The 16,708-nt window shown below is 39.1% G+C and carries 17 protein-coding genes and 1 riboswitch; of the genes, 5 read left to right on the top strand and 12 right to left on the bottom strand.

Translation table 11 applies throughout. The features are described 5' to 3' along the window. Window positions 1–156 precede the first annotated feature (156 nt). The 3 genes from C9J34_RS01150 to C9J34_RS01140 form a co-directional block, all read right to left on the bottom strand. A complete protein-coding gene (locus C9J34_RS01150; protein ID WP_107838016.1) occupies window positions 157–579 on the bottom strand; it encodes a DUF1801 domain-containing protein in 423 nt (140 codons plus the stop codon). A gap of 110 nt (window positions 580–689) precedes the next feature. Continuing rightward, the gene (locus tag C9J34_RS01145; protein WP_107838015.1) at window positions 690–1,598 is read right to left on the bottom strand and encodes a DMT family transporter; all 909 of its coding nucleotides are present in this window, start codon (window positions 1,596–1,598) and stop codon (window positions 690–692) included. Between the two features lie 14 nt (window positions 1,599–1,612). Next, window positions 1,613–2,800, bottom strand: a complete 1,188-nt coding sequence (locus C9J34_RS01140; protein WP_107838014.1) for an MFS transporter — start codon at window positions 2,798–2,800, stop codon at window positions 1,613–1,615. Window positions 2,801–3,016: 216 nt separating this feature from the next. On the opposite strand from C9J34_RS01140, the gene C9J34_RS01135 reads away from it, so the two are divergent. Next, a complete protein-coding gene (locus tag C9J34_RS01135) occupies window positions 3,017–3,241 on the top strand; it encodes a hypothetical protein (RefSeq protein WP_107838013.1) in 225 nt (74 codons plus the stop codon). Window positions 3,242–3,500: 259 nt separating this feature from the next. Here C9J34_RS01135 and C9J34_RS01130 read toward each other — a convergent pair whose 3' ends face one another. The 3 genes from C9J34_RS01130 to parE all read right to left on the bottom strand — a co-directional run bounded on the left by C9J34_RS01130 (window position 3,501) and on the right by parE (window position 8,846). Then, on the bottom strand, window positions 3,501–4,025 hold the full coding sequence (locus tag C9J34_RS01130) for a GNAT family N-acetyltransferase (RefSeq protein WP_107838012.1): 525 nt from the start codon (window positions 4,023–4,025) through the stop codon (window positions 3,501–3,503). A 423-nt stretch (window positions 4,026–4,448) separates the two neighbouring features. Then, complete coding sequence (parC, locus tag C9J34_RS01125) at window positions 4,449–6,875, bottom strand: DNA topoisomerase IV subunit A (RefSeq protein ID WP_107838011.1); 2,427 nt, start codon at window positions 6,873–6,875, stop codon at window positions 4,449–4,451. 3 nt (window positions 6,876–6,878) lie between these two features. Next, complete coding sequence (gene parE, locus C9J34_RS01120; RefSeq protein ID WP_107838010.1) at window positions 6,879–8,846, bottom strand: DNA topoisomerase IV subunit B; 1,968 nt, start codon at window positions 8,844–8,846, stop codon at window positions 6,879–6,881. A 284-nt stretch (window positions 8,847–9,130) separates the two neighbouring features. On the opposite strand from parE, the gene plsY reads away from it, so the two are divergent. Next, entirely contained in the window at window positions 9,131–9,733 is a 603-nt protein-coding gene (plsY, locus tag C9J34_RS01115; protein ID WP_107838009.1) for a glycerol-3-phosphate 1-O-acyltransferase PlsY, read from the top strand. Window positions 9,734–10,106: 373 nt separating this feature from the next. After that, complete coding sequence (locus C9J34_RS01105; protein ID WP_107838032.1) at window positions 10,107–10,400, top strand: HesB/YadR/YfhF family protein; 294 nt, start codon at window positions 10,107–10,109, stop codon at window positions 10,398–10,400. 46 nt (window positions 10,401–10,446) lie between these two features. On the opposite strand, the gene C9J34_RS01100 is transcribed toward C9J34_RS01105, so the two are convergent. From C9J34_RS01100 to C9J34_RS01090, 3 genes are all read right to left on the bottom strand, one after another. Continuing rightward, window positions 10,447–10,860 carry a group-specific protein gene (locus C9J34_RS01100; protein WP_238600534.1) on the bottom strand — a complete coding sequence of 138 codons (414 nt, stop codon included), beginning with the start codon at window positions 10,858–10,860 and terminating at the stop codon, window positions 10,447–10,449. Beyond that, a complete protein-coding gene (gene metA, locus C9J34_RS01095; protein ID WP_107838006.1) occupies window positions 10,844–11,782 on the bottom strand; it encodes a homoserine O-acetyltransferase MetA in 939 nt (312 codons plus the stop codon). Before metA ends, C9J34_RS01100 begins: the two co-directional genes overlap by 17 nt. 83 nt (window positions 11,783–11,865) lie before the next feature. After that, window positions 11,866–11,973: riboswitch (SAM riboswitch) on the bottom strand. A gap of 242 nt (window positions 11,974–12,215) precedes the next feature. Continuing rightward, a complete protein-coding gene (locus C9J34_RS01090; RefSeq protein WP_107838005.1) occupies window positions 12,216–12,953 on the bottom strand; it encodes an SH3 domain-containing protein in 738 nt (245 codons plus the stop codon). Window positions 12,954–13,050: 97 nt separating this feature from the next. Here C9J34_RS01090 and C9J34_RS01085 point away from each other — a divergent pair, with 97 nt between their 5' ends. Then, window positions 13,051–13,578 (top strand): GNAT family N-acetyltransferase, encoded by a 528-nt coding sequence (locus C9J34_RS01085; protein ID WP_107838004.1) that lies wholly within the window; start codon window positions 13,051–13,053, stop codon window positions 13,576–13,578. Between the two features lie 35 nt (window positions 13,579–13,613). Here C9J34_RS01085 and C9J34_RS01080 read toward each other — a convergent pair whose 3' ends face one another. After that, window positions 13,614–14,606 (bottom strand): LLM class flavin-dependent oxidoreductase, encoded by a 993-nt coding sequence (locus C9J34_RS01080; RefSeq protein ID WP_238600533.1) that lies wholly within the window; start codon window positions 14,604–14,606, stop codon window positions 13,614–13,616. Between the two features lie 82 nt (window positions 14,607–14,688). Between C9J34_RS01080 and C9J34_RS01075 the strand changes: the two genes are divergently transcribed. Further along, window positions 14,689–15,195, top strand: coding sequence for a hypothetical protein (locus C9J34_RS01075; protein WP_107838002.1), 507 nt, complete (start codon window positions 14,689–14,691; stop codon window positions 15,193–15,195). A gap of 352 nt (window positions 15,196–15,547) precedes the next feature. On the opposite strand, the gene fosM is transcribed toward C9J34_RS01075, so the two are convergent. Continuing rightward, window positions 15,548–15,970: a FosM family fosfomycin resistance protein gene (gene fosM, locus C9J34_RS01070; RefSeq protein WP_107838001.1), complete on the bottom strand. Its 423-nt coding sequence runs from the start codon at window positions 15,968–15,970 to the stop codon at window positions 15,548–15,550. A 37-nt stretch (window positions 15,971–16,007) separates the two neighbouring features. After that, window positions 16,008–16,703 (bottom strand): nucleoside-diphosphate sugar epimerase, encoded by a 696-nt coding sequence (locus C9J34_RS01065; RefSeq protein ID WP_107838000.1) that lies wholly within the window; start codon window positions 16,701–16,703, stop codon window positions 16,008–16,010. Window positions 16,704–16,708: the final 5 nt, after the last annotated feature.

Below are 16,708 nucleotides of genomic sequence, written 5' to 3'. Positions count from 1 at the left end.
TAGCAGTTTTAAGTTTGGTTATTATAAAAAGGTTTGATCATTTTCTACCTGTGTTACTCAACAAATGCGCCCGATTGTGGGATAAGTAAAAACTTTATTAAAAGACCATATTTGATGTAAGTTACTCACCGTGAGGAAATAAGCAATTACATCATTTTATTCGTTCGGATAAAGATTCTGATAGGTTTCTACTGTATGTTTAATTAAATCCTTTAAAATATTGGTATTGATATCAGCTAATTTATTCACGTAAATACAAGCCTTACTCGTCGTGTGTTTGCCAAAGCTTTCTAATAATTTTTCTCTTTCTTCACTTTCATAGGACAAATAAAGACTAATCTTCGCCTTTCTTGGTGAAAAACCTACTAAAGGTGCATCCCCCTCACGTCCTGATGCATACTTATAGTGATAGCTACCAAAGCCTATAATACTTGGCCCCCACATTTTTGCGTCATAACCTGTTACCTCTGTGAAAATTTCTAATAACCGATAGGCATCTGCTTTCTTCTTGTCATTTTCCACACTTTCAATAAATTCAATTACGCTATTGTCGTTTGCTTTCATTTTCGGTTCAGACATCTACGTACCTCCATTCTCCAAATAAATACTAGTCATTCTTATTATATTTTAGAATACAAGTCCAATTTTCTGCAAAAAAGTAGACCTGCTTTGACAAGTCTTCTTCCTTGCTAAGTAGTATTCCGTTCCCTCTTCTGTATCGCCAAAATGCCAATCGTTGCTAAAATGAAAAATGTACCAAGCCAATCGATCCAGCCGAATGCAACACCTAAAAATAGCACGGAGGTGACTGCAGCAGATAATGGTTCCGCACAGGCAAGTAAGCTCGTTTCGGTTGGTGTTAAGTATTTTAAGCTTTCTAAATAGCTGTAAAAGGCAAATACTGTGCCGAATAAAATGACAAATGCTAACGCAAATGGTGCTGAAATATGCCATTCTCCTTCAAATCGCCACGGTGCATGGACAAAGCTGAATGCGATGCCCCCTATGAACATGCCCCAGCCGACGACTAAAATGGAGCCCCAGCGCCGCAATAAGGAAATGGGTTGGATTGTATAGAAAGCTAAACCAAATGCCGATAAAATTCCCCAAACAAATGCCTCTTTGGAGATTGATAAAGAATTGATATTACCATGTGTTACGAGTAAAAATGTTCCAAACAGAGCAAATCCTACAGCTAAAAGCTCTTTCATAGTTGGTAGACGTTTTGCTAAAAAGATAAAATAAGCTGTTACAATCGCTGGCCCTAAATATTGTAGCACTGTCGCTGTTGCGGCATTTCCGTAATTGATAGCAGCTAAGTATGTATATTGCACACCAATCATGGCAATTACACCGAAAATCAATAATGCAAAAATATCTGCTTTTTGTCGCCAAATATGAAAGATACGAGGACCTTGCTGACGGTAGGCAACGGCTAACAAAATAAGCCCTCCACTTAATAAGCGCACCGTTGTCACCCATTCTGTGCTCATATGCAATGTTTGGAATAAATATTGCGATACCGTTCCAGAGATGCCCCAAAATAGGGCAGCAAGAAGAACGAGCGTAATCCCCTTCCTGCGATTTTCTACTGCCATGATAGAATGCCCTCCTACATCGCCATCTCAAGCTTTTGACGACGAATGATCATTAAGAAATAAGCGCTTAGTAGCAAGCTGAACACACCGAACGTGACGCCCATCCATTGCAAGCCGATTAAATCAAGCAATGCTCCTGTCGATAGCAACACCACTTGGAACAGCACTTGATCAATCATATTACGGAACGAGAAAAAGCGTCCGTGATATTCCTTTGGCACTTGGCGTTGGAAAATGGTCATTGTTGTTGGGAAGAAGCAACCTACTGTAAAGCCGAATAATGCAAATGTTAACAAGGCAAATAATTTGATATCCGCTAAAAAGAGCATCAGCTCCATCAAGCCGATAATAAATACAGACATAAATAAAATTGTGCCTGTTTTCATCACTTTCGTCAAATATTTAATAAATACAGCACCAAGCATAAAGGCGGTTCCTTCCACTGCATAAATCATCCCTGATAAGCTTTGCGATTGATGGATTTCGGTAATTTTCATAATGACTAAATTAAACGAGCCTAAAAATAAAATCGGAATGACCATAAGGACAAGTGTCATGAGCACAACAGGATGCGCCTTTAGCATCGGATATACTTCCTTAAAGCTACCTTTGCTCTTGTCTTTTGCCTGTGCAGCACTTTTTTGCTCCTGTAAATTGAACGTAAAGGTAATGCCTAACATCACAATATACATAACCATCGATGCAATATAAAGCCATTTCACATCAAAGTAGCTTAATAGTAAGCCAGCTGCCGCTGTACCTATAATACGTGAAATGGTGCGTGCATTCATATGCCAGCCATTCAATGTAATTAAGTCGCGATCCTTCACAATCATCGGAATGACTGCCTGTAGTGCAGGCATATAAAATGCCGCTGCTAATTGCAAGCTTACTAAAAAGCATAGCATCCACAGCACTGAGTTTGTGGCAAGTGCAATAAACATAAAGGCAACCGCTACCACCCGCCCTGCACTTGCGACAATCAATACTTTCTTTTTACTTGATGAATCAATTAGGCGTCCTGCTAATGGGCCAGCTGCGACACCTGCAAGCAACCCAATCGCTAAAATGAGCGACTTATGGAAGTCGGATGGTACGGTTTCCTGCATAAATGCTAAGTTGCCGATGATGCCTGCCCAAAGGCCTAAGCCGACAACAAACTCCCCGATCAGCACAATCCATACATTTTTATTTTTCCACATTGAGATTCTCCCTTTCTATGATATAACGAACTCCGAAATAAATTGAATGATATAGTAATCTCAGGTAATTGTCAATATGATGAAAGAGGCAGAAAAGATGTGGATTTGTCTATTTTCGCTTAATTAAGCGTTGTATTCGCCCGCAAAATGCCTAGTTTTTAGTATAAGAACTTAAGAAAAACTTATGATGAAGTTACTAAAAAGGACATATCGAAAATGGAAAAGCAAACAAGAAGAAGATTACTGCAAGAAACAAAGGACTATATTGTGAAAATGATTTTAGAAGAAGGCGTAAAAATTCGTGAGATGTCACGGAAATTTGAAATCGTTGAATCCACTATTCCACATATGGAGACTCCATTAGTGCTCGTAAACCATCAAAAAAGTGTGTATTCGCCGTCAGCCAATCACGACCATTTGTTAGTTTGGAATAAAGTTTGATCTACAATATCCTCAAAATCCATATGTTAAGTTAAATGATAAAAACCCGTTTTGAAAAATGATTAATCAAAACGGGTTCATTCTTTGTGAAATACTATGCGATTTTTATAATAAAGTTTGATCATTTTCTACCTAGTAATGCTAAAACAATCGCGCCTGAATGCGGGATAAATATTATATTTTTGCTAGGACAGAGTTAACAAAACTTCTGGATATTTGTGTTTATTATGGGGCAGCCTACATTTCTTTCTGAGAGATACTACCCTACTAAGGATGCTGTTATTTTCCCATCTAGTTTTTTAATCGCATGCATCGAATTATCCTGAATGATGCCTGACTCTACAAAACCAAATGAAGCGTATAATTCTTTAGCTACGCTATTATTTTTATGATAAAAGAGGTCTACATGTTGTGCTTCCCCATATGGCATAGTTTTAATATCCGCCAACACTTTTTCAAAGGCAAGCTTGCCATATCCTTTCCCTTGATAACTCTTATCAATCATAAAATGCCAAATAAAATAGGTCTTCTCTCCGTAATAAACTTCATTTTGAAATGATTCATGATCCGTCGTATCATAAATATACATCACAAATCCAATCATCGTATTATTCGCATAAATAGCTAATGGAGCAGCTGGTATTCCATCTGTATTCAACATATGGCCGTCTGCGAAGCACCTAAGGTTAGTAGTTTCTAATATAAAGTCTTTCTGGTTTTCTTCAACATCAAGCGCTATTACCTCATCTATGTTATCCCCGTCTATTTTTCGTAATTCAATCATCTTTTTATCTCCTCTCCTAAGACAAGTCACTTCCACTTAGTCTAAGTACATTACTTCACAATAGTAACATAAATATCCAACAAAAATCTTCTTATCTTAGAAATTTATAGAACTTATTGGTAATAAAGGAACACAAGCTAAAAACTTCACAGCCTATTAATACAGGATAAAGCTACACCATTCAAGAGGGAAAACAGCTGGGGATTGTGTACTTTTATAAAGGCACTCTAGCTTAGCTAGCTGTCGCTGAACCAATATGAGAGACAGCTGGCTCCCTTAAAACCCCATGAAAGAGCAGAGCAACCAAAGGGCGTTAGCAAAAATTGTCGTGTCCGTTTTCTTGAAAGAAGTACCAAATTCGCTCAACCAATAAAAATAGAGCGCATCCGAAAATCGGACACGCCCTGTTTCACTGCTTTATGATTAGTTCTCTCTCGATAAAATCATAGCTCTTATTAATGCACCATCTGCTGCTGTATCAATTTTTAATGAACCATTTGAATAACGATCAGCACGCGATAAGTTTAATACTTGAATCGTCTCTTGAACGCCCCGCTCGGTTTCCAACAATACATTGTCGTGTGCTGTTGCAAGCAATACCGCATAAATACGGTGTGGATTTGCTTTTAGCTCTTTTAAAATAACAACGCCGCGTTTTGCGCGATTGCCTAATTCAATTTCTGATAAAACCATCCGTTTGACTGCCCCTCGTTGTGTCACAACGACAAGCTCCTGATTGCTATCTGGCGTGATTAAATTAGCTGCTGCCAAGTATTCACCATCTTTTAGTACAATTCCCTTCACACCACCTGTTTTCACACCCGTAACAGGTAATTCTTCTGCCGCAAAGCGAATTGTATAGCTAGTGTTGCTCGTTAATAAAATTTCTTGCTCAGGTGTTAACAGCGACGCATAAATCATTTCATCATCAGCTTTGACATTCATCGTCTTCACAGGCTTCGAATAACGTGTGACAACGTAATCTGCTAGTGACGAACGTTTAATTTGCCCATCCTTCGTTGCAGTAAAGATATACGTTCCCTCTTTTTCAAATGAATCAATGCCAAGCACTTTGATAATAAATTCCTCTGCGTCGAGTGGAACAATACTGGAAATATGCTGACCGAGATCCTTCCAGCGAATATCTGGTAGCTCATGCACAGGCTGATAAATATAATTGCCTTTATTCGTAAACAATAATAAATAATGCTGCGTATTTAACGTTTCTTCATATAATAAATAATCTGATTCCTTCATGGCGAAATCTTGACCATTTGATGCGCTATGAGAGCGAAGGCTTGTCCGTTTGACATAGCCATCCTTCGTCACCGTCACAACGACTTCCTCACTCGGTACGAGCACATCAAGCGTTAGCTTAATTTCCTCAATTTCCGCTTGAATAACAGAACGGCGTGGCTCTGCGAAGCGCTTGCGTACATCTAGTAGCTCCTGCTTAATGACACGCGCTAGCTTTTTCTCATCGTTTAAAATGCTTGTTAATTTTTCGATTAATTGTGTGAGCTCTTCTTCTTCTGCGCGCAATTCCGTAATATCCGTATTTGTTAAACGGTATAATTGTAGGCTAACAATCGCTTCTGATTGCACTTCTGTAAAGCTGAACTTTTGTTGTAAATTATTTTTCGCATCGCGCTTATCGCTAGAAGAGCGGATTGTTTGAATCACCTCATCTAAAATAGATAATGCCTTCATTAATCCTTCTACAATATGTAATCGATCCTTCGCCTTTGTTAAATCAAAGACTGTACGCTTACGCACGACTTCCTTTTGGTGCGCGATATAAGCATCAAGCATCATTGGTAATGTCATCAATGTTGGTCGACGATTGTAGATAGCAATCATATTGAAGCTATAGGTAATTTGCAAATCCGTTGATTTTAATAAATAATTTAAAATCCCTTGTGCTTGTATGTCTTTTTTCATCTCAATCACGATGCGTAGACCATTGCGATCCGATTCATCACGAACGTCAGCGATGCCTTCTAAACGTTTATCAGCACGCTGTTCATCAATTTTTTTTATTAAATTCGCTTTGTTGACATCATATGGTAGCTCTGTAATGACAATTTGCTCTTTATTGCCTTTAATTGCTTCAATCTCAGCAGTTGCACGAATAATAATTTTTCCTTTGCCTGTTTCATAGGCCTTTTTAATGCCATCTATACCTTGAATAATACCACCTGTTGGGAAATCAGGCCCTTTGATGACCGTCATTAATTCATCGACTGTACATCCAGGATTCTCTAAGCGCATCAATACCGCATCGAGTGCTTCTTGTAAATTATGTGGTGGAATATCTGTCGCATAGCCTGCGGAAATCCCCGTCGAACCGTTGACAAGCAGATTCGGGAAGCGCGCTGGTAAAACAGTTGGCTCCATATCTTGATCATCAAAGTTCGGTACAAAATCAACTGTGCGCTTGCCGATATCACGCAGCATCTCCGCTGCCACCTGTGATAAACGCGCCTCTGTATAACGCATTGCGGCTGGTGGATCACCGTCCACCGAGCCGTTATTGCCATGCATTTCAATAAGCATATGGCGCGCTTTCCAATCTTGGCTCATGCGCACCATTGCCTCATAAACAGAGGAATCACCATGTGGATGGAAGTTACCGATAACGTTACCGACTGTTTTCGCTGATTTTCGGAATGGTTTATCATGCGTATTGCCCTCATTAAACATCGCGTATAAAATACGACGCTGCACAGGCTTTAGACCGTCACGTGCATCGGGTAATGCGCGGTCTTGAATAATATATTTGGAATAGCGACCAAAGCGGTCCCCCATTACTTCTTCTAAAGGTAAATCTTGAAATTTTTCCGTTGTCATTCTTTAGTCCCCCTCATGATGGATGAATTCATTTTCTAAAATATTGACCTCATCCTCCATTCCGAAGTCGACATGTGTCTCAATCCACTTACGACGAGGTTCTACTTTATCACCCATTAATGTCGTCACACGTCGTTCTGCACGTGCGCCGTCTTCAATTGTTACGCGAATTAATGTGCGCGTCTCTGGGTTCATCGTCGTATCCCAAAGCTGATCCGCGTTCATCTCACCTAACCCTTTATAACGCTGAATGACATAGCCTTTCCCTATTTTTTTAATGGCCGCATCCAATTCGTTTTCCGTCCAAGCATATTCGAGCACTTCTTTTTTGCCTGCGCCCTTCGATACTTTATAAAGTGGTGGCAAGGCAATATATACTTTGCCTGCTTCGACAAGCGGTTTCATATAGCGATAGAAAAATGTTAATAACAAAACTTGAATATGTGCCCCATCCGTATCGGCATCTGTCATAATGACAACTTTATCGTAGGCTGTGTCCTCTACAGAGAAATCCGAACCAACACCCCCGCCAATCGCATGAATAATTGTTGCGATTTCCTCGTTTTTCATAATATCCTGTAGCTTTGCTTTTTCAGTATTAATTACTTTCCCACGTAATGGTAAAATCGCTTGGAAGGAGCGGTCACGCCCTTGCTTAGCAGATCCGCCCGCTGAGTCACCTTCGACTAGGTAAAGCTCATTTTTTGCTGCATTGCGTGATTGGGCAGGCGTTAATTTACCAGATAACAAGGTGCTGCTTTTTTTGCTCTTCTTGCCATTTCGCGCATCCTCACGTGCTTTTCTTGCGGCCTCACGCACTTGCTGTGCACGAATCGCTTTACGCACAAGCGAGGCAGATAATTCTGCGTTTTCCTCTAGTACATATAATAGTTGCTCCGATACGACCGCATCGACGGCTGAACGTGCTTCACTTGTCCCAAGCTTGCCCTTTGTTTGTCCTTCAAATTGTAGTAAATGCTCAGGAATACGAACCGACACAATTGCAGTTAAGCCTTCTCGCACATCTGAGCCCTCTAAGTTTTTCTCTTTTTCCTTTAGCAAACCAATTTTTCGCGCATAATCATTAAAGACGCGTGTCATCGCTGCCTTTGCACCTGTTTCATGCGTTCCACCATCGCGTGTACGCACATTATTGACGAACGACAGCATCGTTTCCGAGTAGCCATCATTAAATTGGAAGGCAAACTCAACTTCAATTTCTTGCTGCATTCCTTCTACATATTTAACAGGGTGTAAAACATCCTTTTCTTCATTTAAATAAGTAACGAATGCTTCAATGCCATTTTCATAATAAAATACTTCGTGCGCACCTTCTGCACGTTCATCGATTAATTCAATTTTTAACCCTTTTAATAAAAAGGCAGATTCACGCAAACGTTCAGCTAATGTATCATAATTAAATTTCGTCACAGAAAAAATCGTTGCATCTGGTAAAAAATGAACGAGTGTCCCTGTTTCCTTTGTTTTTCCGATCATGTCAAGCGATGTCGCAGGCTTGCCACCATTTTCAAAGCGTTGACGATAAACTTGTCCATCACGATGAATAGATACTTCTAAAAAGCTACTTAAAGCGTTGACAACAGATGAACCTACACCGTGTAGACCACCACTCGTTTTATAGCCGCCTTGGCCAAATTTTCCGCCAGCATGTAAAACAGTGAAAATGATTTCGGGTGTCGGTTTCCCCATTTTATGCATCCCTGTAGGCATTCCTCGCCCAAAGTCACGCACGCTAATGCTGTTATCTTCATGTATTTTGACAATAATATGTGTACCAAAGCCAGCAAGCGCTTCGTCTACCGCATTATCCACTATTTCATAAACTAAGTGATGAAGCCCACGCCCGTCTGTCGAACCGATATACATACCTGGTCTTTTACGAACGGCCTCTAAGCCTTCTAACACTTGAATCGCATCATCATTGTATGCGATTGGTTGTTCCTTTACCAAAGAAATACCCCCTAATTAATTAAAACAAACAAACGTTCTGTTCTTTTATCGTACAAAGAATAAGCTTAGCTGTCAATAAACTAAACCTCCACATAGATAGTCATTGTACCATTGAAGCCATCCATTTTTCAATGAATGCTTTACTACTATTCCCGTTATAACATACATCTTCCTGCAAAAACAAAAAAAAATATCATTCTACTATCCAATCAATAGGCAATCGGTGTATAATTATTATTACAACATATTAGTACCAACTATTAATTTTTGAAAGGAGCACATATATGTCCATTGCGATTATACTCATTTGTGCTTATTTAATCGGCTCCATCCCTTCAGCATTATGGATTGGTAAGCTTTTTTATCATACGGATATTCGAAAGCAAGGAAGCGGAAATTTAGGTGCAACGAACACATTTCGTGTTCTTGGTAAAAAAGCGGGGCTCATCGTTACGATTATGGACGTTTTGAAAGGAACTGCCGCTGTTTTACTACCGTTATTGCCATTTTTCGAGGATGTACAAATTCATACATTAATTTTAGGCGTTGTCGCTGTATTAGGGCATATATTCCCTATTTTCGCTAGCTTCCGAGGAGGCAAGGCGGTAGCCACTTCTGCTGGTGTCGTGCTAGGCTATGCATGGCCGCTATTTTTACTGCTTTTTGTTGCCTTTTTCATCACATTAAAGTTAACAAAAATGGTCAGCCTAACATCTATGATCGTTGCACTCATCGCCCTTATTTATAGCATAATTCATCTCGTATTAACAGGTGATTTCGCCTTATTTATTTTAATTGCCATTTTATTTACGTTTATCGTTTATCGTCACAGAGAAAATATTAAACGAATTAAAGCAGGCACAGAACCAAAAGTGAAATGGATTTAAACTTGCAAGGAGCCGTCTGAAAAGTCATTTTGAGACGGCTCTTTTTGTCTAGAAAGTTGAATAACGAAAAATAGAAGGGGCAATGAAGCTTGTGTTTGCGAATTTTCTAGTTCAAAAGTAACGATTCGCCCGTAAGATAGCTATATTTGCCCGCAAGATAACCATTTTCGCCCGTTAAAAAGCGAAATTCGCCCGCAAGGCAAACACATTCGCTCAAATCAATTGCGCCTAGTCGTAATTGTGTCCAGATTTTTAGGAGCTTGTCTGAAAAGATTAGAGCACCTCCCCTTCTTCTAATAGCAAGCAATTTGCTGTTCCTCTTCTATAAAATCCGTTAAAATGGAAGTATTAATGTATGGTGGGAGATGGCTTTATGAAAATTGTTTTGACTGATGCAGCATTAGATTGGTTTCATAAGGAAATGGAAGTACAGCACGGTGATTATGTGCGGTTTTATGCAAGATATGGCGGGTCTTCCCCTTTCCATGAAGGCTTTTCACTTGGCATGAATCGTGAATTGCCACATGAAGTCGGTGTGGAAACAGTCGTAGATGACGTTCATTTTTATATCGAGCGCAGTGATGAGTGGTTTTTCAATGAGCATAATTTGCATGTCAGTGTGAATGAGCAGCTTGATGAGTTAGCCTATGAATATAAATTAGCATAAGAAAAGCGATGCAACGCTCTATAAAGAGTTCGTTGCATCGCTTTGTTTATAGCTCACTCATGAAAATCTTTTCAACAAATTGCTCATATGTGCCAACAATGATATGGACATTATCCAAATGATAAAATGTACTTGTAAAATCCATATCATATATATCCTCATTTGGCGAATATAAATAGATTTTGATATCGTTCGCTAGAGCAATGCCAAATTCAATATGACTGCCCTTCCCAGCAGGTAATAGGACAACCAAAAAATCGGCTAATTGAACGGCTTCTTTTTCGGCGTTGCCGATGCGTTGCAATTCTTCTAAGTTTGCTGCACGACTGTTTTGTGTCCAGTCATACGTATGATGAAAGTCTTTTGTTATTAATTGGTCCCTTACATAGCGAACAGCATCTATATTTTGAAAGCTGGAGGCAATATAGAAATTTTTCGGCATATTAGATATGATACTCAATCTCTTCCTCAACAAAATCCCATTTGTATGGTGTTTCTTGGTATACGTAATAGTTCAACCAATTGTAGAACAATAAATGGGAATGGGCACGCCATGTATTTTTGGGTGCTTTCGTTGGATCATCATTTGGGAAGTAGTTAATTGGCACTTCCACATTGTCCGCCTTTGCCACATCTCTTTCATATTCATCCGCAAGCGTTGTGGCATCGTACTCTAAATGCCCTGTAATCATAATTTGCTTATTGTCCTTGGATTGGACAATAAAGACACCAGCATCGTCTGAATAGCTCAGTAAGCGTAAATCTGGATGTGCGCGAACTTCCTCAATGGATACAGATGTATGTCTGGAATGTGGTGCCACATATTCGTCGCTAAAGCCACGTACTAAATCAACAGTTAAATCCGTAATGACATGTGAATAAACGCCTGAGCATTTTTTCGGCAACTCAAATTTACCAACTCCGTAATGATGATATAAAGCCGCTTGAGCGCCCCAACAAATATTCATAATCGACGTCACATTTAATTTTGCCCAATCCATAATGTCCGTAATTTCTTGCCAATAAACCACATTCTCAAACTCCATACGTTCAATCGGTGCACCTGTAATAATCATGCCATCAAAGCGGCGGTGCTTAATTTCATTAAATGTCGTATAAAACGTTTGTAAATGTGATTTTGAGACGTTTTTTGATTCATATGTCGCCGTATTTAAAAACGTCACATTCACTTGTAAAGGCGTATTTCCTAATAAACGCAATAATTGCAGCTCTGTTTTCTCTTTTTCCGGCATTAAATTACACACTAAAATGTTTAAAGGACGGATTTGTTGCGTTCTCGCACGGTCCTCCTCCATAACGAAAATCTTCTCTTCTCTTAGTAGCTCACCTGCTGGTAATTGCTTCGGAATATTAATTGGCACTTTATTTCCCCCATTTCTTCAAATACAAAAAACCCTCTCATTCCAGCATAGAGAATGAGAGGGTTTTGTAAGCAATCCGTTCACTCTTATCTCTCGGGAAATCCTCCCGCTGGAAGTAGCACCTTTCTAAACAATGTTAGAGGTTGCTGAAGCGTCAACGGGCCATATCCCTCGGCTTCTCTTGATAAGGTTTTTTAATTTTGTTTATTGTAGCATTATTGAAAGCGTTTGACAATAGGGTTTAAAATACTATTAGCAATATAGTATACTTCTTAATCAATTTTCATATTTTTTTCCTACATCATACTAATGACGATGAAAAGCGTAGTTTAGCAAAAAAGTTATAGATAATAAGAAGTAACTTATATGCAACAAATAAATTGTACTTGTCTCATCAAATTTCATTCATTTCCTTGTATACGGATAATATTTTTTACTCATAATATATTAAAGTCGCTTTAGTATAATCGTCTACACGATTAACATCCAACATAACGTAATAAGAGCCTTTATCCCACAAGCTTGAAATATAATAACTACCATCTGAACGTGTTTCCACATTACGTCCAAGCTCCTTAAGGCCTTCTTTATAAAGCATATCATGTATAAGTTTAATTTCCGACCAATCACTATAACGATCTCTATTAGGGAAGAAATCAAACCCAATCGCACCAAGCTTTTTATCCTCGTAATGATATACCAATTCTGTTGAATAACCATATTTCGTTGCCGAGTAAACTAAAGTAGACACATTTCCCTTTTGTGATTTCCTAAGTAACTTTGCTGTTTCTGCTTTCTCAACTTGATTAATACTCATAGAAAAATCTATTTTTCGATTTTTATTTTGTGGATTCTGTTCTTTCACTACTAAATAAGCATCCTTTACATAACCCTTTACATTGCCTTGTTTTATGTATGACCAACCGTTGCTGTCTGTTGTGTATACAAAAACTTTCGAGCCGTCTTGCAACATCGTTACTTTAGCACCTTTTGAATGCGCTTCTTTTCTTACAATTAATCCCCCCTCAGCTTTTACAAATTTATTTTGATTGATGTTTTGCGTAGCTGCTTTAATTTCCATAGGACTAGCTGCTTGTACATCTGTATCATTTCCAGCTAGCAACGACAAAAACATTAAACATATAATGACTATTAATTTTTTATTTCTCATAGCCAAACACCCCATTTCTTAATATTATACAGTATAATAATATCATATCTTACTTGATTATTCTGTTAGATTAACCAAACAAGAAAGGATTTTTAAAATGTTTCCAATATTAACAACAGAACGACTAATTTTACGAGAAATTGTCCATGAGGATGCAAGTGATATTTTTGCCTATTTTTCCAATGAGGATGTAATCAAGCATTATGGGATGCAAGCATTTGAGCATATCGAACAAGCAGAACAATTAATCGAGGGCTTTGCAAAGAGCTTTCAAGGAAAAAGAGGCATGCGTTGGGGCATTACAGTGAAAGGCGAGAATCGCTTAATTGGTACGATTGGCTTTAATTTATGGGTGCCTGCACATAAGCGAGCCGAGGTGGGCTATGAAATTCACCCTGATTTTTGGCGTATGGGCTATGCATCAGAAGCTTTGGAGAAAGTAGTGGAATATGGCTTTCAAAAGTTAGGATTAACGCGTATTGGAGCGACTGTTTATATTGAGAATACGGCATCTAATCAAATGCTGTTGAAGCAAGGCTTTGAAAAAGAAGGCACTTTCCGCAATTATATGTATCAAGGCGATTGCGCTCATGATGTTCATATATATGCTAAAGTAACGCTATAAGCAATATGAAAAAAGATAGGGCTCCTCACCCTATCTTATTCAAAAAGTGCCTTCAACAGCGTAAATGATTTGGCACGTGCGTCCTCATCATAAATCGAAGCGGTCACCATCAGCTCATCTACTTGTGTATCCGCAACAAATTTTTCAAGCTGTTCTTTGACGGTTTGCTGGCTACCAACAAACATATACTGACGTTGCTGCATCACGGCTTGTTTTTCAAAAGGTGTCCAAATTGCATCCATATCGTCGACGGGTGGTTTAAGCAAATCATGTGTACGGCGAATAATGCTTAAGAAAAATTGATAATGCGTTGTCGCCAATTTTTGTGCTTCCTCGTCTGTCTCTGCGATAATGACATTAACACAGGCTAGCATTTTTGGTTTTTCTAATGCTTCAGATGGGCGGAATTGCGTGTGATAAATGCCGATTGCTTGCATTAAATAATCTGGTGCGAAATGGCTCGCAAACGCATAGGGCATACCACGACGAGCAGCAAGCTCTGCGCTAAACAAGCTAGATCCTAATAGCCATAGTGGGATATTTGCACCTAAGCCTGGATATGCCTTAATCGGGTCGGCTTCTTTCCCTCTCATTAAATAACGCTCTAGTTCTTCAATATTATCTTCAAAGCCTTCCGCCTCACGACGGCGTAATGCTCTTGCGGTAAATGGATCTGTCCCTGGTGCACGACCTAATCCTAAATCAATGCGCTCTGGGAACATCGCATCCAGTGTCCCGAATTGCTCCGCTACAATTAATGGTGCATGGTTTGGCAGCATAATGCCACCCGAGCCGACGCGAATTTTCTTCGTTGCATTTGCTAAATAGCCAATGACCACTGCTGTTGCGGAGCTGGCGATGGCGCGGCTATTATGATGCTCCGCCACCCAATAGCGCTCATAGCCTAAGTCATCTGCTAGAATGGCTAAACGGCGAGAGCGTTCAAACGCCTCAGTTGTCGATTGTCCCTCTACAACAGGCACTAAATCTAAAACGGAAATCGGAATATTTTTTAACAATCGTATCACCTCATTAGTTACTATAACGAAAATGGAAAAAAGATGCTTGCAATATGCTTTTATGCTAAAGTAGCTTAAGGAGGTGGAAAGAATGTCCATTTTACAAGATCAAAACTATGAGATTAGTCGTAGCGAAGTGGAATTTAAGCTCTTGCGTGTAAATGAGCAAAGCGTTTTATTTGAAGCTATTTTTCGTGCTGGCGCATGGCCTGAAATCGCGATGAAAATTAATTGTTTGAAAAGAGATTTCTATACGCTGCTAGATAATTTACGACTGCTTGAAAACACGCATTTAAGTATATTAGAAATGCATGATCCAGGCATAGTCATTTATCATATCCCTCAATTCGGTACATATTATTATCCATCATTCGGGCCCTATCAAATTCCTGAGAATGAACGCCATGAATGGACGCCTTATTATGAATTGATTTTCATGCTAGATGCAGGCGAAAAAAACACCCAACGTGCAAACTGGCGTGGGCCCGCACTGAGTTTAGCGGTAACGCAAGGGCAAATCGAGGCTTTTGTTGCATCCTTAAAAAAAGAAGTGAGTGACCATCTATGGTTCTCTCCTGTTCAATATAACCGCTCATAAAATAAGAAGGTAGCGCATTTTTTCAGGCTACCTTCTTGTTTTGGATTATTTAGCTCTGTGTTGATAAAAGCGCTTTTACGGTCAGTTATCGTCCACTTTCTCAAGTGCTGATATGTACCTATTGCGTTGTTGTTGCTGACGCTTCGCTTTCGCAACAGAAAACATCTGCTGACGCTTTGCTTTCGCACAGAAAATATTTGCTTTCGGTACATAAAATATGACTGTCCGTTAATGCGGCATAAATGATAGGCAATCCTAATAAATTGGGTTTCCTCCATTTCTTTGACTATTGTTTAACTAACTGGTTCATTTTTCTCAAATTTATACCACAGTTATTTGAATAACAATCCTTCTAATCGAAAAACTCCATATGTGTTTTGTCGTTTTTATAGTAAGCCAATCTATCTTGCAATGTACCTGTATGAAATTCAAATTTGTGCCCGTCTGGATCCGTAAAATAAATGGATTTTTTATCTTTTTCGTCTCTCGGACGACCTGACAAAATATGAACATTTAATTTCTTTAGCTTGTCATACATTTTATCAAAATCTTCCTCTTTCATTGAAAAAGCAATATGTGTATAGGATTGATGTATTTCATTACGGGGGATGTCTTTCTCTACATTTAGAGCAAACCACATCCCATTTACATCGAAATAAGCCGTATTCCTACCCTTTACTAATAATTTCGCATCGAATACATTTCTATAAAACGCAATAGAATTTTCTAAATCGGAAACTGAAAACAAAAAATGATTAAGCCCTGTTATCGACATTGTTACACCTCAATAAAGTTTTGTCTTTCCTACATTGTTAGTCACTTGCCTTTAATAATTGCTCCAGCTGTTCATCCCAAGCATTTGTGAATGTGTTGAATACACGTATATCAAATGTATTTTTGCTTGTATCATGCAACACATATTGGAAACATGGCACATCATGAATTTGCAATTCCTCTGCACTGTTGATTGAGCTGATAAATGTTGGTTCATCTGCCTCTTCATCGTTTTGTAATGCTGCGACGATTTGCTCATCTGTCCATGTAGCTGTTTCTTCATGCGGAAGCTCGTCGGGAAATTCATCAAATTCCCCTAGGTCTCCTTGCAAGAACGCACCATGCAACGGGCTATAAAATACCTCTTGCTCCATTTCCTCTAGCTGTTCTTCGAAAATGCCAGCCTCCAATTGTGCCTTGCCCTTTTCTGTGAGCTGAATCGTGTCTTCCACTATAACTAAACCTGTTTTCTGCATTTTTTGCAATAAGTCCTCGATAAAGAGTGTTTCTACCAACAGGACATCTGCGACCATTTCGACGTCTTGGAAACGCCCTGTTTGAAACGTCAGGAGCAGCATTTTCATTAAAATGTCCATCGGTGTGCGTCGAATTGGTGCATATTTGGCTAATATTGTATGCAGTGGGATTGAAAATTGCTTTGTTTCCGTAATTTCCACAGCGGCAGGACGTGGCAGTTGCCTTTGGATTTGGCGTTCTAATTGTTGTAATTCCATAAGTT

The organism is Metasolibacillus meyeri (assembly GCF_003049505.1).
Lineage (GTDB): Bacteria > Bacillota > Bacilli > Bacillales_A > Planococcaceae > Metasolibacillus > Metasolibacillus meyeri.
The sequence above is the reverse complement of the archived record's forward strand: the minus strand, read 5'-3'. Positions and strand labels throughout refer to the sequence as shown.

Bases quoted from the DNA above. Each gene is read 5' to 3' on its own strand.
- C9J34_RS01105 (WP_107838032.1), top strand. From the start codon at position 10,107: ATGAAAATTGTTTTGACTGATGCAGCATTAGATTGGTTTCATAAGGAA.
- C9J34_RS01075 (WP_107838002.1), top strand. From the start codon at position 14,689: ATGTCCATTTTACAAGATCAAAACTATGAGATTAGTCGTAGCGAAGTG.
- C9J34_RS01085 (WP_107838004.1), top strand. From the start codon at position 13,051: ATGTTTCCAATATTAACAACAGAACGACTAATTTTACGAGAAATTGTC.
- parC (WP_107838011.1), bottom strand. From the start codon at position 6,875: ATGACAACGGAAAAATTTCAAGATTTACCTTTAGAAGAAGTAATGGGG.
- fosM (WP_107838001.1), bottom strand. From the start codon at position 15,970: ATGTCGATAACAGGGCTTAATCATTTTTTGTTTTCAGTTTCCGATTTA.
- C9J34_RS01065 (WP_107838000.1), bottom strand. From the start codon at position 16,703: ATGGAATTACAACAATTAGAACGCCAAATCCAAAGGCAACTGCCACGT.
- C9J34_RS01140 (WP_107838014.1), bottom strand. From the start codon at position 2,800: ATGTGGAAAAATAAAAATGTATGGATTGTGCTGATCGGGGAGTTTGTT.
- C9J34_RS01150 (WP_107838016.1), bottom strand. From the start codon at position 579: ATGTCTGAACCGAAAATGAAAGCAAACGACAATAGCGTAATTGAATTT.
- plsY (WP_107838009.1), top strand. From the start codon at position 9,131: ATGTCCATTGCGATTATACTCATTTGTGCTTATTTAATCGGCTCCATC.
- C9J34_RS01135 (WP_107838013.1), top strand. From the start codon at position 3,017: ATGGAAAAGCAAACAAGAAGAAGATTACTGCAAGAAACAAAGGACTAT.
- C9J34_RS01090 (WP_107838005.1), bottom strand. From the start codon at position 12,953: ATGAGAAATAAAAAATTAATAGTCATTATATGTTTAATGTTTTTGTCG.
- C9J34_RS01130 (WP_107838012.1), bottom strand. From the start codon at position 4,025: ATGATTGAATTACGAAAAATAGACGGGGATAACATAGATGAGGTAATA.
- C9J34_RS01145 (WP_107838015.1), bottom strand. From the start codon at position 1,598: ATGGCAGTAGAAAATCGCAGGAAGGGGATTACGCTCGTTCTTCTTGCT.